21 protein-coding genes are annotated in these 21,505 nt (G+C 33.4%); 14 read left to right on the top strand and 7 right to left on the bottom strand.

All coding sequences use genetic code 11. The features are described from left to right. Nucleotides 1–5: 5 nt before the first annotated feature. Nucleotides 6–647 (top strand): pyridoxamine 5'-phosphate oxidase, encoded by a 642-nt coding sequence (gene pdxH, locus EG358_RS17280; RefSeq protein WP_076561057.1) that lies wholly within the window; start codon nt 6–8, stop codon nt 645–647. Nucleotides 648–730: 83 nt separating this feature from the next. Here the strand turns inward: pdxH and EG358_RS17275 are convergent, their stop codons facing one another. Next, nucleotides 731–1,042: an HU family DNA-binding protein gene (locus EG358_RS17275; RefSeq protein WP_076561058.1), complete on the bottom strand. Its 312-nt coding sequence runs from the start codon at nt 1,040–1,042 to the stop codon at nt 731–733. A gap of 399 nt (nt 1,043–1,441) precedes the next feature. Here EG358_RS17275 and panD point away from each other — a divergent pair, with 399 nt between their 5' ends. The 9 genes from panD (at nt 1,442) to EG358_RS17230 (ending at nt 9,839) form a co-directional block, all read left to right on the top strand. Continuing rightward, nucleotides 1,442–1,792, top strand: coding sequence for an aspartate 1-decarboxylase (panD, locus tag EG358_RS17270; RefSeq protein ID WP_066679682.1), 351 nt, complete (start codon nt 1,442–1,444; stop codon nt 1,790–1,792). Nucleotides 1,793–1,795: 3 nt separating this feature from the next. Then, nucleotides 1,796–2,809, top strand: a complete 1,014-nt coding sequence (locus EG358_RS17265; protein ID WP_076561059.1) for a lysylphosphatidylglycerol synthase transmembrane domain-containing protein — start codon at nt 1,796–1,798, stop codon at nt 2,807–2,809. Nucleotides 2,810–2,980: 171 nt separating this feature from the next. After that, on the top strand, nt 2,981–3,559 hold the full coding sequence (locus tag EG358_RS17260) for a TerD family protein (RefSeq protein ID WP_076561156.1): 579 nt from the start codon (nt 2,981–2,983) through the stop codon (nt 3,557–3,559). A 157-nt stretch (nt 3,560–3,716) separates the two neighbouring features. Further along, complete coding sequence (locus EG358_RS17255) at nt 3,717–4,382, top strand: TerD family protein (protein WP_074230012.1); 666 nt, start codon at nt 3,717–3,719, stop codon at nt 4,380–4,382. Nucleotides 4,383–4,521: 139 nt separating this feature from the next. Then, complete coding sequence (locus EG358_RS17250) at nt 4,522–5,160, top strand: vWA domain-containing protein (RefSeq protein ID WP_076561060.1); 639 nt, start codon at nt 4,522–4,524, stop codon at nt 5,158–5,160. Nucleotides 5,161–5,341: 181 nt separating this feature from the next. After that, nucleotides 5,342–6,388 carry a TerY-C metal binding domain-containing protein gene (locus tag EG358_RS17245; RefSeq protein ID WP_317043427.1) on the top strand — a complete coding sequence of 349 codons (1,047 nt, stop codon included), beginning with the start codon at nt 5,342–5,344 and terminating at the stop codon, nt 6,386–6,388. Beyond that, on the top strand, nt 6,389–7,747 hold the full coding sequence (locus EG358_RS17240; RefSeq protein WP_076561061.1) for a PP2C family serine/threonine-protein phosphatase: 1,359 nt from the start codon (nt 6,389–6,391) through the stop codon (nt 7,745–7,747). It abuts the gene before it with no gap. Nucleotides 7,748–7,766: 19 nt separating this feature from the next. Further along, the gene (locus EG358_RS17235) at nt 7,767–8,318 is read left to right on the top strand and encodes a hypothetical protein (protein ID WP_076561062.1); all 552 of its coding nucleotides are present in this window, start codon (nt 7,767–7,769) and stop codon (nt 8,316–8,318) included. Nucleotides 8,319–8,327: 9 nt separating this feature from the next. Further along, nucleotides 8,328–9,839 (top strand): helix-hairpin-helix domain-containing protein, encoded by a 1,512-nt coding sequence (locus EG358_RS17230; RefSeq protein ID WP_076561063.1) that lies wholly within the window; start codon nt 8,328–8,330, stop codon nt 9,837–9,839. Nucleotides 9,840–10,014: 175 nt separating this feature from the next. Here EG358_RS17230 and tyrS read toward each other — a convergent pair whose 3' ends face one another. The 5 genes from tyrS to EG358_RS17205 all read right to left on the bottom strand — a co-directional run bounded on the left by tyrS (nt 10,015) and on the right by EG358_RS17205 (nt 17,531). Beyond that, nucleotides 10,015–11,214 (bottom strand): tyrosine--tRNA ligase, encoded by a 1,200-nt coding sequence (gene tyrS, locus EG358_RS17225; protein ID WP_076561064.1) that lies wholly within the window; start codon nt 11,212–11,214, stop codon nt 10,015–10,017. Nucleotides 11,215–11,576: 362 nt separating this feature from the next. After that, nucleotides 11,577–12,392 (bottom strand): hypothetical protein, encoded by an 816-nt coding sequence (locus tag EG358_RS17220; protein WP_076561065.1) that lies wholly within the window; start codon nt 12,390–12,392, stop codon nt 11,577–11,579. Nucleotides 12,393–12,537: 145 nt separating this feature from the next. Continuing rightward, on the bottom strand, nt 12,538–14,205 hold the full coding sequence (asnB, locus tag EG358_RS17215) for an asparagine synthase B (protein ID WP_076561066.1): 1,668 nt from the start codon (nt 14,203–14,205) through the stop codon (nt 12,538–12,540). Between the two features lie 312 nt (nt 14,206–14,517). After that, nucleotides 14,518–16,182, bottom strand: a complete 1,665-nt coding sequence (locus tag EG358_RS17210; RefSeq protein ID WP_076561067.1) for a GLPGLI family protein — start codon at nt 16,180–16,182, stop codon at nt 14,518–14,520. A gap of 143 nt (nt 16,183–16,325) precedes the next feature. Further along, nucleotides 16,326–17,531 (bottom strand): RsmB/NOP family class I SAM-dependent RNA methyltransferase, encoded by a 1,206-nt coding sequence (locus EG358_RS17205; RefSeq protein ID WP_076561068.1) that lies wholly within the window; start codon nt 17,529–17,531, stop codon nt 16,326–16,328. Between the two features lie 217 nt (nt 17,532–17,748). On the opposite strand from EG358_RS17205, the gene EG358_RS17200 reads away from it, so the two are divergent. Further along, complete coding sequence (locus EG358_RS17200) at nt 17,749–18,081, top strand: zinc ribbon domain-containing protein YjdM (RefSeq protein WP_076561069.1); 333 nt, start codon at nt 17,749–17,751, stop codon at nt 18,079–18,081. A 285-nt stretch (nt 18,082–18,366) separates the two neighbouring features. Here the strand turns inward: EG358_RS17200 and EG358_RS17195 are convergent, their stop codons facing one another. Next, on the bottom strand, nt 18,367–19,302 hold the full coding sequence (locus tag EG358_RS17195; protein WP_076561070.1) for a sulfate/molybdate ABC transporter ATP-binding protein: 936 nt from the start codon (nt 19,300–19,302) through the stop codon (nt 18,367–18,369). Nucleotides 19,303–19,375: 73 nt separating this feature from the next. On the opposite strand from EG358_RS17195, the gene EG358_RS17190 reads away from it, so the two are divergent. From EG358_RS17190 to pheS, 3 genes are all read left to right on the top strand, one after another. Further along, nucleotides 19,376–20,026: a YceI family protein gene (locus EG358_RS17190; RefSeq protein ID WP_076561071.1), complete on the top strand. Its 651-nt coding sequence runs from the start codon at nt 19,376–19,378 to the stop codon at nt 20,024–20,026. A 14-nt stretch (nt 20,027–20,040) separates the two neighbouring features. Beyond that, complete coding sequence (locus EG358_RS17185) at nt 20,041–20,301, top strand: hypothetical protein (protein WP_076561072.1); 261 nt, start codon at nt 20,041–20,043, stop codon at nt 20,299–20,301. Between the two features lie 130 nt (nt 20,302–20,431). Then, the gene (gene pheS / locus EG358_RS17180) at nt 20,432–21,442 is read left to right on the top strand and encodes a phenylalanine--tRNA ligase subunit alpha (RefSeq protein WP_076561073.1); all 1,011 of its coding nucleotides are present in this window, start codon (nt 20,432–20,434) and stop codon (nt 21,440–21,442) included. Nucleotides 21,443–21,505: the final 63 nt, after the last annotated feature.

The following is a 21,505-nucleotide window of genomic DNA, read 5'->3' as shown; positions in this document are numbered from 1 at the left end:
TATTTATGGAAAACCTCCACGATAAAAGAAAAATATACGAAAAATCTCAACTTATTGAAACTGAGATTAAAGAGAATCCGATTGAGCAATTCAGAGACTGGTTCTTGGATGCGTCAGAAAATCCTTCGATTTCTGAAGCCAATGCAATGGCGGTTTCTACGTTGGAGGAAGATGGTTGTCCGCGTACAAGAATGGTTTTATTAAAAGAATATACTTACGAAGGTTTTATTTTTTATACCAATTACGATAGTAGAAAAGGAAAAGCGATCGAAAAAACGCACAAAGCCTGTCTTCATTTTTTCTGGCCGGGTTTAGAAAGACAGATTATCATCAAAGCAAATCTTGAAAAAATTGCTGACAATTTAAGTGACGGTTATTTTCATTCAAGACCGAAAGGAAGCCAGCTTGGTGCTGCAGTTTCGCCTCAAAGTCAGGAAATCCCCAACAGAAAATTTTTAGAAGAAAAATTAAAAGTATTAGAAAAGGAGTATGAAAATAAAGAAGTTCCAAGACCGAAAAATTGGGGTGGTTATATCGCAAAACCTTACGAAATAGAATTTTGGCAGGGAAGACCCAACAGATTGCATGACAGAATTATCTATACATTAGAAGATATTGACTGGAAGATTTCTCGATTGGCACCATAATTTGATTACTAAAATGTTGCGTTATTATTTGTAATAAAAAAACCCCATCAAAAGATGAGGTTTTCTTTTTTATAATCAAAAGATTATTTTTTCTTTTTACCAGCTGCAGGAGCATTTGCTGTAGCAACAGCAGCAGATAAGTCTGCACCTGCTTTAAATTTAGCAACAGTTTTAGCTTCGATGTTAATTGGTTTTTTAGTTGCAGGGTTAATACCTTGTCTAGCCGCTCTTTCAGATACTGAGAAAGTACCGAAACCTACTAGAGACACTTTTCCTTCTTTTGTCTTCAAAGTAGTAGTTACGTTAGAGATAAATGATTCTAATGCAGCTTTTGCAGCAACTTTAGTAATACCTGCGTCTTTTGCGATGGCGTCGATTAATTCAGACTTGTTCATAATTTTTAATATTAAAAGTTAGTTAGTTATAAAAGCAAATTTAAAACAATTTTCAAATTGTGCAAATTTTTTGTAAAAACTTATTGATTTTTTTTACAATTTCTCAAAATCAATTAAAATTTGATAATTCAGGTTTTTACGAAAAATCTACGTTTCGAGGAACTAAAATCATGCCAACTACTTATGTATATTGACTTTCCTAAATTTACATTATTTGTTTTTACATTTATTAAATTCCTAATTTAGTATCAAGAATTGATTTTTTTTATGATATGCTTGTTAAGTTTGTAAAATAAATATAGATAATTTAGTTTGAATAAAATTAATGACCTCAATTTATGATAGTTGTAATTTTCATTTTAAAATGATTTTATTAAATATTATTAATAAATTTGCACCATGTTAATAGAAGTATTTAAATCTAAAATTCACAGGGTACGAGTTACGGCTTCAGACCTTAATTATATTGGAAGTATTACCATTGACGAAGATCTTATCGAAGCAGCCGGTTTGGTAGTCGGAGAGAGAGTTTATATCGTTAATGTCAACAACGGAGAACGTTTTGATACATACGTGATCAAAGGAAAGAGAAAATCGGGTGAGGTTTGCCTTAATGGTCCTGCAGCAAGAAAAGTACAGCGTGATGACATTATCATTATCATCGCTTACGCACAGATGACCCCAGAGGAAGCACAGGAGTTTCAGCCAAAAATAGTTTTCCCGGACGAAAAAACCAATCTTCTTACTTAAGATATGGAGAAGAAATCTAATAAAACTTTAAAATCTTTTTTAACCATAGTAATTTCGCTTGCTTTTGCAGGCTTTTTTTTGTGGTTGGCGCTTAGAGGATTCGATTTTAAAGTCGTTCAAAAATCATTGGCTAAAGCAAATTACCTTTGGGTGGCTTTTGCTGCTGTATTTGCACTTTTAGCCTATTGGTTCAGGGCCATTCGTTGGAATTTATTATTAGAACCGATGGGACATAAGATTTCGAGTTCTAATGCACTTTGGTCTTTGTCTTTCGGTTATCTGATGAATCTTACAATCCCGAGAAGTGGAGAAGTGGCTAGGGCTACAGCTTTATATGGAGTTGAAAAAGTTCCTGTAGATAAATCTTTTGGAACAATTATTCTGGAAAGAGTGGTTGATTTGATCTGCATGTTGGGATTTTTAGGATTAACCTTGATTTTTAAATATGATGCCATCTTGGCTTTTTATAAAAATTCGGGGATCAATATTAATCCGAATAAAATACTTATTGTTATTGGAGGATTGGCTGTAGCAGGAGTTTTATTTTTTGTTTTTAAAAATAAATTTGTTAATGTTCCTGTTTTAGGTAAAATAATAGGTTTTATTGATGGTATTCTATTAGGTCTTACATCAATTTTTAAACTTAAAGAAAAAGGAAAGTTCATTCTATATACGATAGGAATCTGGATTTCTTATTATTTTGCAGCCTATTTGGTTTGTTTTGCTTTGCCTGAAACATCAGATTTTACTTTCGCAGACGGCTTTTTCATTATCGTTGTAGGAACTTTGGGTATGATCATCCCTGCAAGTGGCGGAATTGGCGCCTTTAATCTTGCTATGAAATATGGTTTTATGGCATTATTTCTTGCAATGGGGAAAAGTGCTGAGTTTGGTGGCGAAATGGGTTTGACGTATTCATTTATCTCGCTTCCGTTACAGATCGTGGTTATGTTGGTAATGGGATTAATTTCCATTCCGATGTTGGCAAAAGCACGTAATACTATCACTGAAAAATAAAAATTACTTATTTTAAAATATATAAATCCTGTTTCATTTGAAGCGGGATTTTTTTTGCTTAAAAATTTTATCAAATATTAAAAAAAGTTTAAAACTGTATGACTTTTTATCATTAATTTGGTTAATTCAAAAATCAAATCTATCTTAAGGGAAAAATTATATTTAGAGATTATGGCGATTAATTTACAGAAAGGGCAAAAAATAGAATTAGGGCTTACAAAAATGACAATCGGTTTAGGATGGGATCCGAATGAGAGTCATGCAGGTGGTACTTTTGATTTGGATGCTTCAGCAATTATGATTGACTCCGACAGAAAGCTTGTTGGTGACGAGTATTTTGTTTTTTATAATAACTTAAATTCTCCAGACGGAGCTTTACAACATACAGGAGATGATCCCGATGGGAAAAGTAGTGATGGAGATGATGATGAAGCTATTGTTATCGATCTTGAAAAAGTAGATCCAAGAGTGGAAGAAATTCTTTTTGTGGTAACGATTGAAGATTTCGAAAGAAAAAAACAAAACTTCGGAATGGTAAGAAACTCGTACATCAGGGTTGTTGATAATAATAACCAGCAGGAAATTGCAAAATATGAATTAGATGAAGATTTTTCTATTGAAACCGGCGTTGAATTCGGACGTCTTTACATAAGAAACGGAAGCTGGAAATTTGAAGCTTCAGGGATTGGGTACAGAGCAGATCTTGGTTTCTTTTTAGAGAAATACTATAAAGGTCAAATCATCAAATAAATAATAGATTACATTACTAGAAATCGCACAAGCTTGTAACCTTTGCTGAGTGAAACGCCTTTGCGAACGAGAATATTCTCAATTAGATAAAAAAAATCTTTGCGCACTTTGCGTTAAAAAAAAACAAATTTAAAACAACACAAAAAAGATATTAAAAATGGCAATTAATTTACAGAAAGGTCAAACGATAGATTTAAGGAAAAACGACCGTGGAGAAAGTGTTTATGACCTGTCTCAGGTAACCATCGGTTTAGGATGGGATGTTCGTAAACAAGGAGGTTTTTTCGGGAAAATGTTCAGTAAAGAAGCAGAATATGATTTGGATGCAGTTGCTTTTCTTCTTGATGGAAACGGAAAAGTTGCCAACTTAGGAAGAACGGTTCAGACTAATGACGGAAGACAAATGGGATTGTATCAAGGAGATGTAATTTATTTCAATTCGATGCAGCATCCAAGTGGTCATATCTGGTTAACCGGAGATAACAGAACCGGAGCCGGAGATGGTGATGATGAGCAAATTATTGTAAAATTGGAGCAGCTTGACGAGCGTTATCAAAAAATCATCTTTGTAGTAACCATTTATATGGGCAGAAAAAATAATCAGCATTTTGGCATGATTGATAATGCGTTTATCCGTGCGGTTGATGCAAGAGGAAAAGAAATTACAAAATACAGTCTTTCGGGTGATGCGAGCATGAACGGAATGTGTTCTATGGTTTTCGCTGAAGCATACAGACACAACGGCGACTGGAAATTCCGTGCTTTAGGTGAACCCAATCACACTGACAGTTTTGTAGATATTCTTAAAAACTATTCTTACTAATCAATTTAAACAATTCTATTTTTAAAGTATTACGTTTGCGCACTTTGCGTTAAAAATAGAATCATAAATAAGTTTTATCAAGATTAAATTTTCTTTTAATAGGAATTTAGTTTTGATGAAACTTTTAAAGTTTAGCAAAATGAACAGAAGATTATTAGCGTATTTTCTGCTGGATACTTCCGGCTCGATGAATGGCGAACCCATTCAGGCGCTGAACAATGGTTTCAACGGATTAATAAGTGCGCTCCGCTCAGATCCGCAAGCGATGGATACATTGTATTTAAGTGTCACTACTTTCGATCGTGAAGTAAAAAATATTATTCCGATGGTTGATTTGGCGAGTTTTCACCCAATGGAAATCACGTGTCCCGATAGCGGTCCAACTCACACAGGAGCAGCCTTGGAATTGGTTTCAGCATTACTTCAGGTAGATTTAATTAAAGGATCAACTGAAGTAAAAGGCGACTGGAAGCCTCTTCTTTTTATTTTCACCGATGGTAAACCTTCAGATATTCAAAAATACAGACAGATGATTCCTGTAATTAAAAATATGGATTTTGGTGTCATTGTTGGATGTGCTGCAGGTCCAAAAGCTGATGAAAGCTTCCTGAAAGAACTCACCGATAATGTAGTAAAACTAGATACAACCGATGCTGCAACCTTATCTTCATTTTTTAAATGGGTAAGTTCATCCATCACCATGGGTGGAAAATCACAAGGAACAGGCGAAAACATCAGCCTTCCACCACCACCATCAGAATTGAATATTATTATTTAAAATCTGTCACTAAAAATTATAAAAAATCAAACCATTAAGATGATTTAAGTAATTAAGTTTCATTAAGAAAATCAAATAGATTTTTTGAAAAGCAGGCTGCTAAAAGCGACGCCAAAACTTAATATTCTTAAATCCTTAATAGAACCTTAATGGTTAAATTTAAAATCTTCTAAAATTAAAAATGATGAGAAGACTTCCCATTTATTTTTTGGTAGATATTTCCGAATCGATGATTGGCGAGCCGATTGATCAGGTTCAGGAAGGTATTTCAACCATTGTAAGAGAACTAAAAAAAGATCCCTATTCATTAGAAACCGTCTGGATTTCCGTTGTTGGTTTTGCCGGTGAAGCAGAAGTGATTACGCCGTTGCAGGATATTATTTCCTTTTATCCGCCGAAAATTCCTGTAGGAAGCGGAACTTCTTTGGCGAAAGGTCTCTTTAAAGTAATGGATTGTATCGATAAAGACATTGTAAAAACCACTTACGACAGAAAGGGTGACTGGAAACCTCTTGTTTTTCTTTTTACAGATGGTGTTCCGACCGATGATGCACAAATTGCCATCGAAAAATGGAATAAAAACTATCACAGAAAACCAAATACGATTGCCATTTCTATTGGGGACAATACCAATTATAAATTGTTGGGTTCGCTTTCAGATAACGTCTTGTTGTTTAATAACAATTCAGAAAATTCTTACAAAGAGTTTTTCAAATGGGTAACAGATTCCATTAAGACGACAAGCCAAAGCGTGACGGAAGCCAATAAAGAAGGAATCAATCTATCTAAAATCGACCACAGTATTTTAGAAAAAGTTGATCCCGAAGCTCAGCAAAGATTTCCAGATAATAATTTTGTAGTGTTAAACGGAAAATGTTCAGATTCCAAGAAACCATATCTAATTAAATATAAAAAAGCATTTACCGACTCCGGAATTGCAGGGATGCAGACCCGATATTACCGATTGGAAGGTACGTACAGAATAGACGATGCTTCGTATTACCGACTTTCTTCGGCACAGAAAAGCAGTCAGAAAATTTCTGTGGAAGAACTTCATGGTGCTCCGTCTTGCCCACATTGTGCTAATCCGATTGCTTTGGCGACTTGTTCTTGTGGTGGAATTCACTGTTTAAAAGGTGAAGGCTACAACGAATGTCCTTGGTGCGGAACCGGCGATCATTACGGATTCAGCAATGAAGGGTTTGATATCAACCGAACTTTAGGCTAAATGGAAAATACAATCAGGCAGATTTTGGAAAATCACGATATCCATGATCGTAAAATATTGGATAAAATAGTTTCAAAGCTGTTGACCCAAACGGAGATTCAAACTCATGTACAGCTGATTATAGAAGCTCAGAACAAAATTATGCACGAAGCAATCATTTATAAAGAAAGAGAAGAATTTGCTGACGCATTTTTTCCGATTACCAATGCACATTCCAAAAAGAAATACGAATTTGTTTTTCCGATGGCGCAATTTCCGAATATCAGAATTAAAAATATTTCTGGACTGGAATTGGCTGGTTTAAATTTTGAAGAAAATACAATCAAAGGAATTCCTTTTGAAAGCGATACTTATGATTTGAAGATCGAATTTTTTCATATTAACGACGAAGAAAATTCTGAATTTAAAAAAGCTCAACTTTTCGTCAACGCAGATCCAAAAGATTTGTGGAAAAACATTCCTTCCGATAAAGAAGCACCTTTTCACAAAGCAGATAAAGCAAAATTTAAAGGAAATTTTTCAGATAAAAAAATTGTGATCGCTTCACAAAGAGGTCGTTCTCATGCTCATGAAGGAAAGTTCAGAGATGATGATTTTGCGGTCAATGAATTACCCAATTCCTGGAGTATTATTTCAGTTTCCGATGGAGCAGGCTCTGCGCAATTGGCAAGATATGGCTCTGAATTGGCTACTCAATCAATCAACGATTATTTTAAAAATGCAGAAGTTTTAACCGAACTTGATATTCATCTCAATAAAATTTTCAATTTAGAAAATGATTATTCAGAAGCGAAACAAAATATTATAAAAATTCTTTATGAAGGAGTTTCTGATACTTTTAAAACTTTGAAGGAAAAGGCAGATGAGTATGAAGTGACTTTAAAAGATTTGCATTCCACTTTAATTTTTGCTTTGGTTAAAAAGTTTGACTTTGGATATATTATCTTGAGTTTTGGAGTAGGTGATTGCCCTATTAATCTGATTAACGAAGATTTTTCTGATGTTAAATTGCTAAATACAATGGATGTCGGCGAATTTGGAGGCGGTACCCGTTTTGTTACAATGAATGAAATTTTTGATGAAAATATTTCTTCACGTTTCAAAATAACGCATGCTAAAGATTTTTCTAAATTGGTTTTAATGACCGACGGAATTTACGACCCGAAATTTATCACCGAAAATAAACTGGAAGACATCGAAAGCTGGAAAACTTTTTTTGAAGATTTAAATGGTAAAAATGAAGATGAAGCGAAAGTAGATTTTCAAAACGATGAAACAATCGATGAACAATTACTTTCCTGGATGGATTTCTGGAGCAAAGGAAATCATGATGATCGAACTTTGGCGGTGATTTATTAAATATAAAGTTAAGAAACTTATGAAAATAAAAGATTTATTAAAAATCGTTTTTAGAATTTTTGGTCTTTACACAGTTATCAATTTATCATTTACATTTTTTCCTGAACAAATTGCGATTGCATATTTAAGTAGTTCTGGAGCTTTTTTACCTTTTGATCCAGATAGCTCAATAATGCAGACCTGGATTTATTTTATAGTGGTTTTATTATTAATTACAGCTGTATTTTACTTATTGATTATAAATCCGGATATTATTATTAATAAACTAAAACCTAAAAGTTTTTTAGAAGAAACGATTAATTTTGATAAATTAAACTCCGAAAGTTTACTTCAAATTGCAATATTATCCATTGGAATCTTAATATTGTTTGATTCCATACCCAATCTCATAAATAAATTATCACTTCTTTTCAAACTGCAAAGTATGAACGAACATTTAGACGATAATTTTAATACCGTTAGTTTAAATTATGAAATTATTACAGAATCAGTCAAAGTGTTGTTGGGCTTAATTTTTATAATATTTCAAAATCAAATAGGTAAAGTTTTGTATCGCCAAAATGTTAAATAAGAATCTTTCATGAAAAAAACAACCTCCGTTTCCTCGATTTTAGATGCTGCAAAATCCTATGAATATGTAGATGAAAACCCTGTAAAAGGTGGGGTGAAAGACGTTTATTTTTCGCCTGACAGAAAATATGTGGTGGCTTTTTACAGAACACCTTTAGAAAACGAACAAAAAGAAAGAATCAAAAGAATTGTTTCAACCTATTTGGTGAATATTCAGAATGGAAATGCTTCAGAATATTATTTGGATGAGGTTTTCAGATGGCCTTATGATATCGTTCAGAAAAATAATTTAACAGGAATTGTTGTTCCTGTCTACAGTCAAAAATTCTTTTTTGCCAAAGGATATGTAGGTTCAGACAATATTGCGGGCGGCGATAAAGTAGGAAAGTGGTTTACGGCTCCGATGTTTAGAAATCAACATTATCCGCTTCGTCTGGATAAATCTGAATTGGGAGATTGGTTAAGTTACTTTCAAATCTCCATCAATATTACTCGAGGAATTAAAAAACTGCATCAGATGGGTTTGGCGCATTCAGATCTTTCTTATAATAATATTTTGGTTGACCCGGTGACGAGATCTGCCTGTATTATTGATATTGACGGATTGGTGGTTCCAAAATTGTTTCCACCTGAAGTGATTGGAACTGCAGATTTTATTGCTCCGGAAGTTTTAAAAACAAAACATTTGCATCTGCATGATCCCGGAAGACAGCTTCCGAATCAGAAGACAGATCTTCATGCTTTGGCGGTTCTTATTTATATGTATTTGCTTCGTCGACATCCTTTAAGAGGTGGTAAAATTTGGGATCTTGATTCTGATAAAGATGAAATATTATCGATGGGAGAGAAAGCTCTTTTTGTAGAGCATCCAACGGATTCCAGCAATAAAGTACGAGTAGAATATCTTAAAAAATGGGATGCTTTTTGGGGTGATCCCAATAAAATTCCATACACCGTTACCGGACCTTATTTATCTGAATTGTTTAAAAAAGCTTTTATCGACGGGCTTCATGATCCGATTAAAAGACCTTTGGCGAATGAATGGGAAACGGCTTTGCTGAAAACAGTAGATTTAATTCAGCCTTGTCATAATCCTGAATGTAATGAGAAATGGTATGTTTTTGATAATACGCAAACTCCGAGATGTCCGTTTTGTGGAACTTCGCACAAAGGAACTTTACCGGTTCTTGATCTGTATTTTAAATATGATGATGAGGTTTGGAAACCCGAAAACCACCGATTGATGGTCTATCATAATCAATATCTTTTTAAATGGCATGTTTCACGAAAAATAATCCGCAATGAAAGTCTGACTTTTGAAGATAAAAAACCAGTTGGGTATTTTACTTTTTATCAGGATAAATGGGTTTTGGTGAATCAGACGTTGACTTCTATGAAAGATTTAAACGAACAAAAAGAGATTCCGCCCAATTCAATGGTTGAATTGTCTGAAGGCAAAAAAATATTGCTTTCCAATGAAGAAGGCGGAAGAATTATTTATGTGACGATGGCGAATCAATAGAAGATATGTTTAACTAAAAGAATGTTTAACCATTAAGAAACATAAAGTTTTGTAAAAAAGAATTATTAAGAATTTGACTTGTTTAATAATAAGCATTATGCTTAAGAATATCTTTGATATTTTCTTAATCAATCTTAATCGTTTAAATTTCTTAATGGTTTAATTGTCATTTGATTTACATCAATTCAAAAAAATCTCTTTTCCCAATCTTTATTTTCGTCTCTTTTAAAAGCTTAATTTCTGCATTTGGATCATTGATTTTCATATTGTTAATTTGAATTCCGCCGCTTTCAATTAATCTTCTGATAAAAGATTTACTTTCGTTGTTTTTCAACTGATGACAAAGTTCAATCAAGCTTATTTTCGATTTGTTTGGAAATAATGATTCAATAGAAACTGGCTCAAATACTTTCTCCTCAAAATTTTTATTCTGAAACTGATTGATGAAAAACTGTTCTGCAAGCTCAGCAAATTCTTCATTATGGTATTGAGAAATAATATTTTTAGCAATGACTTTTTTGATGTTCATTGGGTTTTCACCGTCTGTAATTCGAGATTTTAAATTCTGTTTTTCAGTATTAGAAAAGTTAGTTGTCAAGTCGATAAATTCATTAATTAAAGCATCAGGAATGGACATTGTTTTTCCAAACATTTCATTGGGTTCGTCTGTTAAGCCGATGATATTATTTAAAGATTTACTCATTTTTTCTTTTCCATCAAGTCCTTTTAATAAAGGCATACACATCAAAATCTGTGGTGACATTTGATGAGTTTCCTGCAGTTGCCTTCCCATTGTGCAGTTGAAAAGCTGGTCGGTTCCGCCCATTTCAATATCACATTCTATTTTTACCGAATCAAATCCCTGTAAAATTGGGTACACCAATTCATGCATTGCAATCGGGGAATTTTCTGTAAATCTTTTGTTGAAATCATTTCTATGCATCAGTTGAGCCACCGTAACTTTTGACATCAACTGAATAACTTCTGAAAAATTCAAAGAATCCAGCCAGTCAGAATTAAAAACAATTTTCGTTTTTTCTACATCAATTACTTTTGAAAGCTGGTTGATATAGGTTTCTGCATTATGCTGTACTTCTTCAGCGCTCAAAGGTTTTCGGGCTTTGTTTTTCCCGGTTGGATCACCTATTCTTGCCGTAAAACTTCCGACGATGATGATAATTTGATGTCCCAAATCCTGAAACTGTTTTAGTTTTTTCAAAACAACGGCGTGTCCCAAATGTAAATCCGGCGCAGTGGGGTCAAAACCAAGTTTGATGACGAGTTTTCTGTTTTCTTCTTTGGCTTGTTTTAATTTCTGTTCCAAACCGTTTTCAGGTAGAATAATTTCTACGTTTTCTTTTAGTATATTAATCATTTTGTTACGTTTTAAGCATAAAAAAGCCCGAACAATTTGTTCGGGCTCTTCAATATTGTAGTTTAAATTTTATTGAATTTTAGGTATAGAAATACTGCCCGAACGATAGAACGGGTAATAATAATTGCTGAAAAACGGTAAGCGTAAAATGCTGTTTAATTGTTTCATTGTTTTGCAAAGATAGAAATTTAGATTGAAAATTGTATCTGTTTATTACAAGCAATCATTTTTCAACTCGATCGGATTTTCAAAACTTTTTAAAAACTCTATTTACTATTTATCAAATTTCTCGATTACTTTTATAAATAAAAACCCCAAAAGCATTGCTTTCGGGGCTGTATTTTGTTTAAGATTAAATCTTATTATTTTCTCGGTTTTTCTACTCCGATCCATGCTTCACCTTCTCTTTTTACCTGGCTTAGAATGAATGTTTCAAAATCGTCTGTCTTGTATTCGATGTTATCTTTATTTTGCTCGAAAGGCATAATGTAGAAGAAATCTTTATCTGTTTTGTCAGCTTTAGACCCTTTTTTTACAGTAGGCATATATTTTCTTTCAAACTTGTACTTCGGAAGATATTGCTTTACAGAAGCATAAAATTTAGCATTATCTTTTTCGTTAGGAATGATATCAACGATTTTAAATTTATCATTTTTCTTGTCAACCCAAAGATAATAATTGGTCTCTTCTTGTGTCTTTTTATTTAGAGAAGCAAATCCAAAAAATTCTTTAGGAACCAATTGCTTGATTTTTTCAGCGTCTACTTTTGTGAAATATTCACCTTGTGAAGGGTCTACATACGTTTCCAAATTGTAAAGCAAAACTTCATTGTTCTGGAAGTTTTTGTTTTTGAAATATTGGTCTAAAGATAATTCTGCTGTTTTTCTAAGTTCTTTTCCTCTGTCATCCAATTTTTTTGTTGGGTTTTGAGGATTTACTTTTTTTACAAAATTGTAGAGTACAACAGGTTTTACATCTGCAAGGTGAGGAAATGTTTTAAGCTGTTCAGCTTTTACCAACCAATAATATTGCTGATAGTAATCATCTTTGTCAACTGGTTTTACACTTTTATAAGAAAGAGCGAGTTTTTTAGAATTGAGAAATTTTCCGTATTTACCTTGTCCGAAAGCTAAGCTTGTACACAGTAAAGCAAAAAAAATAGTAATGTTTCTTTTCATTTTACAACAGAGATTATTTTTTATTTTCCAAATATAATTATTTATTAGATAATAAGTTTAATACTTAGTTAAATTATACAAATATTATTGATTTTATTGAACGAAAAATCCTGTACGGATACAGGATTGATAAATTTGGTCTATTTTAGTAAGACGTTTCATGTACTTTTACAGCTCGTCCACTCGGGTCGTTCATCTTTTTGAATGCTTCGTCCCATTCTAATGCGATAGGAGTGGAGCATGCTACAGAAGGAACCGATGGAACGGTTGCAGCTGCAGTTTCGCTTGGGAAATGTTCTTCAAAAATTGTTCGGTATCGATATTCTTCTTTGTTTTGCGGAGTGTTTAATGGAAATCTGAATTTTGCATTCGCCATCATTTCATCAGAAACATATTTTTCAGCAATATCTTTTAAAGTGTCGATCCACGAATAACCAACGCCATCGGAAAACTGTTCTTTTTGTCTCCACGCAATAGAATCTGGTAGAAGATCTTCAAAAGCTTTACGTAAAACCCATTTTTCAATTTTTCCTTCTTCTTTGCGAATCATTTTATCTTCGGGGTTTACATTCATCGCAATATCCATGAATTCTTTATCCAAAAACGGAACTCTTCCTTCAATTCCCCAACTCATCAGTGCTTTGTTGGCTCTTAAACAATCGTATAAATGAAGTTTATTAAGTTTTCTTACCGTTTCATCATGGAATTCTTTAGCGTTCGGAGCTTTATGGAAATACAAATATCCACCAAACAATTCGTCTGCACCTTCACCTGAAAGCACCATTTTTATTCCCATTGATTTGATGACTCTTGCCAAAAGATACATCGGAGTAGAAGCTCTGATTGTTGTTACATCGTAAGTTTCCAAATGATAAATCACATCCCGAATTGCGTCAAGACCTTCCTGAACGGTAAAGTTAACTTCATGATGAATAGAACCGATATGTTCCGCCGCTTTTTTTGCAGCGGCCAGATCGGGAGAACCAACCAATCCAACGGCAAAACTGTGCAGCCTCGGATACCACGCTTCCTGGGTGTCGCCACTTTCTATTCTCTGTCTTGCAAATTTTGCGGTAACAGCAGAGATAATTGAAGAGTCTAATCCTCCCGAAAGCAAAACGCCGTAAGGAACATCACTCATCAATTGTCTGTGAACAGCATCTTCCAATCCTTTTCTGATTGCCTGAATATCTGTAACGTTGTCTTTTACGGCATCAAAGTTCTCCCAATCTCTTTTGTACCATTGCTGAAGCTCATGCCCTTCAATATTATATAAGTAATGTCCCGGTAAAAAAGTTTCAATTTTTTTGCAGATTCCTTCCAGGGCTTTCAGTTCTGAGGCAACATAATAGTTTCCCTCTCTGTCCCAACCTTGATAAAGCGGACAAATTCCCATGTGATCTCTCGCAATCAGATAAATATTGTTTTCAATATCGTATAATGCAAAAGCAAAGATGCCGTTTAATTTTTCAATAAAATCTTTTCCGTATTTCTGGTAAAGAGCAAGAATAACTTCGCAATCAGACTGAGTTTGAAATTCATAATCGGGAAATTCTTCTTTTAGTTCTCTGTGATTGTAAATTTCACCATTTACGGCAAGTACAATTTTTCCATCTTTTGAAAACAAAGGCTGTTTTCCTGAAGCCGGATCTACGATAGCTAATCTTTCATGAGAAAAAACAACTTTTTCACTTTGAAAAACTCCACTCCAATCCGGACCGCGATGACGGATTTTCTTAGACATTTCCAAGACTTGAGGTCTTAATATTTCGGTTGACTGTTTTGCGTCAAATAGGCAAACGATTCCGCACATATATTATTTATTTGAAACAAAACTAGATATATGATTTAAAAATTACAACTAAAAATTTCATTTGGTTTAAATTTTTAACTTTAAAGGAGTTTTTAGTTAAATAATTCAATCAACACCGTTGAAATTTACAGATAATCTGAATTTTTTTCACAATATATTTTTTGTGGTTCATTAAGAGACAATAATTAAATTTTTTTTCAGATTTGTTATAGCTAATTCAAATATTTTTCTCACCTTTGTTGCTCGAAATAATTTTTTTTCATCATTTGTGTTTTTACCTCCTTGTAATAATATTGCAAGGAGGTTTTGTTTTTACTCATTACCAAGTAAAACACCCGAAATATTCCATGCGCTGAAGCTTGTTCCTTCCGGCTCTCCTTGAGGGATTTTCACCTGAATAGTATGTTTTCCTGCTTTTAAATCTCCTAAAGAAATGAAAACTGGATTAGTTACCGTTCCGGGACACCAGTTGGATCTGCTTAGATCTGAAGATGAAAGTCCGTCAGCAAAATTTCCCGAAGCCGGATTGAATAATCGGTAAGAACCGCATTCTGTTCTCCACGGTGTAAATGAAAATGCTATTTTTCCGTCCAGATAAATTGAATTGGCTTTAGGAATAAACTCGTCGCCGTTTTCCCAGCCTCCATGTCCGGTGGTAATGTATCTTAACTGTGCATTTTTAAGATCTTTTTCTAAATTAAATTCCACAAAAAGTCCTTTGTCGTTGTTAAACATCGTTGCATAATCCTGACCGGCCATTTCCATAATATTGGTTGTGTTGAAAAGCGGAATAACTTTATTATTTTTGTTAACAATCTGTTCGCTGTTGTGAATTGTAATATCTAAACTCACTTTGTGACCGCCTTTGTCATAGTTTCCAATGAAAGTCCCGATCCAGAGCTCTTTTTCAGAAAGGGAAGGCTTTAATTCTGTAATATCCTGACGAAACGGACTTATAGTTTGCCAAGTTTTGTCTTTTAATTCAATATGATTGAATTTATTGATGCCGAAAGAGGTGAAAAATCGCATCAATTCAACTGCCGGCTGATAATTTTGGTTAGAAACGACTCCGTAATATTGTTTTCCATTGCCATTTTCGTATACGGGAAGTGTTTTTGCACCTTTTTCTAATCCATCAAAAAATGTTTGTGACTTTTCTTCAGGAATAAAAAAAACGGTTCCTGTTCTGTCGTAAGCATCGCCGTTGGATTGTTGCTTCAATTCGACAAAAATATTATCGCCTTTAGCAATTTTAGGAAATTTTATCTTCTTTAAAATAATAGTTCCATTGGCAAATCTTTTTACTTTTTCATCTGATTTTGATTGGTCTGAGAAATTAATTATTTCATTTTCGAAAACTTTTAATGTCGTAAATCTGCTTTTCCAAAGTAAATCTTTATAGCTCAAAAGATCTGTCGTAGGAATAGTCTTGCTAATAATCTTATCAATTCCAGTTATTTTAATTTTCTTCAGCGAAACAGCAGTTGTTGCTGAATTACCGTTTCTTTCAATTTGTAATACCAATCCTAAATTCTGTCCCAAACTTGATGGTCCGCCTTTGATTTTTAAATCATTCGTATACCAAACTTCAATCGTGTTTGAATTGATTTTTGTAACTGCTTTTTTACAATTGTAGCCTAAAATCTTTTTAGTTTGTGCAGTCAACTCAAATTCTTGTTTAGCAATTGATTCTTTGTCTGAAGTAGAAATAGCTTCATTCGGTTTTAAAAAAGCATACGAAACAATCGTATTCGAAGGTTTTTCAATCTTGCTGATTTCAAACGGATAATCACTTTTCTGTTCTTTAATTTTTGTATTTAAAATAAAGTTTTCATTTTCATTAACCCAAACAAGAACTGAATTTTGATTGGGCTGAACTTTTCCGTTGTACGAACTTTCATATTGGATTTCGTAGGTCTGGGAAAAACTTAAAACAGATAAGAAAATAGAAAAACTTACTAAAATTGTTTTAAACATAATGTATTGATGGTTTTTACAAAGATAATGTTTGATTTAGATAATAAAAACTCTGAGAAAATCCTTGAAAATTAGGCTTGAGTTTAATAAAAAAACTACTCCAAAAAATAGAGTAGTTTAATATAGTTTATTGTGTGAATTTTTTAAGAAAGTCTCTCAATCAAAGCCATGTAAAAACCATCGTAACCTTCACTTGGCATTACTCTCTGATCTTTGATCATTTTATAATTAGGATTGTTTTTGATAAATTCATCTACTTGCAAATTGTTTTCAGAAGGCAGAATAGAGCATGTTGCATACACCATTTTACCACCAACTTTCAGCATTTTAGAGTAATCCTGCATGATTTGCTGTTGCTCTTTCTTAATTCGATCGATAAAATCCTGATCGATTTTCCATTTACTGTCGGGATTTCTTTTTAAAACTCCCAAACCAGAACATGGCGCATCAATCAAAAGTCGGTCTACTTTATCGTGAAGACGTTTGATTACTTTCGTATCAGAAATCATTCTCGTTTCAATATTGTGAGCTCCGGCTCTTTTTGCACGACGCTTCAATTCGGCCAACTTCCATTCGAAAATATCAAGAGCGATAATTTGTCCTTTGTTTCCCATCAAAGCTGCTAAGTGAAGGGTTTTTCCACCGGCACCTGCGCAAGCATCAACTACTCTTTGGCCTTCTTTTACATCCAGAAAATAACCGATTTTTTGTGAAGAAGCATCCTGTACCTCAAACAAACCTTCTTTGAAAGCCGTGGTAAGAAATACATTTTTCTTTTCCTCAAGCTGTACCGCATCAGGATAATTTTTAATAGGATAAGCAACCACATCTTCATCTGCAAGATCAGAAATAAGCTCTTTTGGAGTAGTTCTCAGAGAATTCGCTCTTAAAACGGTCGGTGCTTTTTCATTTAAAGCAAACATTTCCTTTTCCCACTTATCGCCCAATTCTCTTTCTAGAGTTTCAACAAGCCATTCCGGGATAGAATGTTCAATTGCTTTGGTAGGAACGGTTCCTTTTCTAAGTTTTGTAGTAATGTCGGCAATCTTGATTCCTTCAAATTCTTCAAATCTTTTGTAATTGGTCTTGCTCCAAAGCAGATAAGCAATAATCAATTTATAGATGTTGGTGGGTTTCACACTTTCACCCATGTAATATTCAAGGCGTTTTTTCCAACGGATAATATTATAGAAAATCTCAGAAACAACGGCTCTATCCTGGCTTCCCCATTTTCTGTTCGCTTTCAAAAGTCTTTCGATTACTTTATCGGCATATTTGTTTTTTTCGAAAAATGTTTCCTGTAAAGCATCGTGAATACCGATTGCCAGGTTTCTGTGAATTAATTCCATAAATTGCTGTAAGCTGTTTGAACTTGCAAAAATACGAATTTATGTTTAAAGTTAATGATTTGTAGTGATGACTTATAAATTGTGATTTTTGTGTTATAATTAATTTTTAAAAAAGAGGTTGTTTACTTTTGCCTAACTTCTAACTTCTAACTTCTAACTTCTAACTTCTAACTTCTAACTTCTAACTCAAAAACCTACCTTTGCAAAAATTAATAAAATGAGTGACGCAGTTATTTGCCCGAAATGTAGTTCTGAATTTACGTATGAACAAGATAACTTAATGGTCTGTTCACAGTGTTTCCACGAATGGGATCCTAAGGAAGTGGGAAATGAAGATAAGATTTTAGACATCAATGGAAATGAGCTCCAAAATGGAGATTCGGTAATTGTAATGAAAGATCTTCCGGTAAAAGGTGCTCCGAAACCTGTAAAATCAGGAACTAAAGTGAAAAATATCCGCTTAAGACCAAACAGCGATCATAATATTGATTGTAAAATTGATGGTTTTGGCGCAATGGCTTTGAAATCTGAATTTGTAAAGAAAGCTTAATATATAAGAAATGTTGGTTTTTGGTAATTAGAATTGTCTTTAAACTAATTGCCAAAAATCAATAAAAAAAGGAAAGAGTTGGACAGGGTAATCTTTCAAAGACTTTATTGCATTAATGCTAATGTAGGTCTGGAAGGCAGAAAGAGAATTAACCAAAAATTTCCTTATGTTGTTGTCTTACAAATATATAGAAATATTACAGAAACGGTTGGCTAAATCATTGAAAATTATCCACATACTAACATTAAGTGGTTTAATGTTTTCTTAATATAACACTTAAAGATATTATTCGAAAGTAATCTGAACTGAATTTTCAAGCAGCTGATTACTAAATATCACCATTTCCCTGTTTTTAAATTTAATCTTATTCCAGTAATGATTTCCTGCGAATCTGCTTTCCAAAACTTCAGCTTCAACACCATTTTCAGATATTTTGATCTGATGTGGATAATAAAAAAATCTGGAAACCGGTAAGTATGAAATTTCATTCTCACTGAAAATATTTACTTCCCCAAAAAGCTTTGCTACATAAGGATTGTAAGGATCTTTATATGTTTCTTCTGCGCTATTATTTTGAATAAGTCTTCCGTTTTGTAGAACGATAATTTGATCAGTCCATGCAATAATATCCTGCAGTTCGTGAGTAGAAATTATCAAAGAGATATTATTTTCTTTTACATACCTGAACAGTTTTTCGCGAAGCTCAATTTTTCTTGCAAAATCAAGATTACTAAACGGTTCGTCAAGTAAAAGTAACTTTGGAAGTACAGAAAGTGCTCTCGCAATGGCGACTCTTTGCTGTTGCCCGCCACTTAAATTTTTTGGTAAAACATTCGCAAATTCAACCAAACCAACAACATCCAAAAGTTCTAAAACTTTCTCTTTTTTCTTGGCTAAATTGATATTGGAAATAAATTTACCCACGTTATCTGCAACCGTTGCATAAGGCATCAAATCAAAGTTTTGTGCTACAAACTTCATTTCAGCTTCACCCGGAACGAGATTTCCTTTAGGACCCATCAGTTTTCTGCCTTCAAAAACAATTTCCCCCTGATTCCAGTCGTGTAACCCGTAGATAAGACTTAGTAACGTAGATTTTCCACAACCGCTTTCACCTGCCAATGCGATGATTTTACCTTCATCCAGTTTCAGATTAAAGTTTTGAAAAAGCGGTTTTTCCTGAGAATGAGAAAAATATAGATTGTTTATCTCTAATAGCATACTGCAAAAATAAGGGTTTTTGAGGAAGACTGGCATATTTTTAGTAATTTAGCCATGCATAAATTATATCAAAATGAAAAGAATATTATTTTCTCTCGCTATTCCGGCTTTATTAACTGTTGTTTCTTGTTCTAAAGAAAAACCGGTAACAAGTGATACCAATGAGGTTACAACAACGAAAGACGGAAGCCGATTTGTTTTGGATACTTTAAACAGTAATGTAGAATGGAAAGGGTATAAAGTTTTTAAATCTGAAAATACGAGTCATTTCGGAACCATCAAATTTGAAAGCGGTGATGTAACGATAAAAGACGGGAAGCTCGAAAGCGGAAAATTTGTGGCTGATATGGCGTCTCTAAGTTCTGAAGATTTAAAAAATGATGCGGAAAAATTAAAAAAACTTAATGGTCATTTGAAAAGTGCTGACTTTTTTGAAGTTGAAAAATTTCCGACAGCATCTTATGAAATTACAAAAGTAAGCCCTTCCGCAGAAGGTGATTATAATACCGTATTAGACGGGAATTTAACGGTGAAAGGTATTACAAAACCTGTTCAGTTTAAGGCGAATGTTGCTGTAAACGGGGGAGAAGTGAGTATTGCAACTGAACCTAAAGATATTATGAGAGAAGAATTTGGAGTGAAATTTCAATCTCCTGCTGCAAATGGGGTAATTAAAAATGAAGTAACGCTGCAGATTAAGGTAAAGGCTTTAGAAAAAAAATAAGTTAAGTAACAAAGATGGGTAAGGCAATTTTAATAATCAGTATCGCTTGTCTGATCTTTTTATTAAGTCTTCAGGTTCTTTATTATATTTCTTATAGCAATCAGATTATTCAGATTTTTGCAGAAATGTTTACCATTTCATCTATGATGTTTGTGATTTTTGCATTTTTCTTCAGTTTGATCAATGTATTTAGAAAAAAGAAAGAGTATAATCTCGTTTTTGGAATTAATGTTTTAACAATTTTGATAAGTGTTGCTGCAACAGTTTTAGATTAAATGAAATCAACTTTAATAAAAAATATATAATCTGTTTCTCACGAGACAGATTTTTTTATGATAAATTGAAAAGGTTTTTTAAACTGAAAATCGTATTTTTGCAAATACATTTTTTTGAAAGGGTAAAACAATGATTGAAAAGATAGAAGAATTGCTTGTTGAGGTCAATGGCTTCAATACGACAAGTAAAGAGGAAATAGAAAACTTCCGAATCAAGTATAATGGGAAAAAAGGAGTTCTGAATGATTTTTTTGAAAAATTTAAAGAAGTTCCAAACGACCAGAAGAAAGAGTTCGGACAGAAAATCAATACTCTGAAGCAAGCGGTAAATGTAAAGCTGGAAGATCTAAAAAATGCTTCTGCTTCTTCTATTATCCTGGAAAAAGAAGATCTTACAAAACCTGCTTTTCCTTTAGATTTGGGATCGAGACATCCCATTAATTTAGTAAAAAACAGAATTATTGAGATCTTTAAATCCATTGGTTTTGCCGTTGCAGACGGGCCGGAAATTGAAGATGACTGGCACAATTTTACTGCGCTTAATCTTCCGGAATACCACCCGGCAAGAGATATGCAAGATACTTTCTTTATCGAGCAGAATCCTGATATTTTATTGAGAACGCATACTTCTTCGGTACAAATTCGTTATATGGAAGAAAACGAACCGCCTATCAGAATTTTGTCTCCGGGAAGGGTTTTCAGAAATGAAGCTGTTTCTTCGCGTTCGCATTGTATTTTCCATCAGATCGAAGGTTTATATATTGATGAAAAAGTAAGTTTTGCAGATTTAAAGCAAACGATTCAGTTTTTTACAACTGAGCTTTTTGGTAAATCTAAAATCAGAATGAGACCTTCATATTTCCCTTTTACTGAGCCAAGTGCAGAGATTGATGTGTATTGGGGATTAAATTCTGAAACCGACTATAGAATTACAAAAGGAACAGGTTGGTTGGAAATTATGGGCTGCGGAATGGTAGATCCAGCTGTTTTGAACAATGTAAATATCGACTCTGAGAAATATTCAGGTTATGCATTCGGAATGGGAATTGAAAGAATTGTAATGCTTCTTTATCAAATGAGCGACATTAGAATGTTTTTTGAAAACGATATCAGAACTTTAGAACAGTTTAAAACATTATAATTTAAAATATTAAATAAATTTAAATCCTGTGAATTTTCGCAGGATTTTTTATTAACTTTATAA

This window comes from Chryseobacterium indoltheticum (assembly GCF_003815915.1).
Lineage (GTDB): Bacteria > Bacteroidota > Bacteroidia > Flavobacteriales > Weeksellaceae > Chryseobacterium > Chryseobacterium indoltheticum.
The sequence above is the reverse complement of the archived record's forward strand: the minus strand, read 5'-3'. Positions and strand labels throughout refer to the sequence as shown.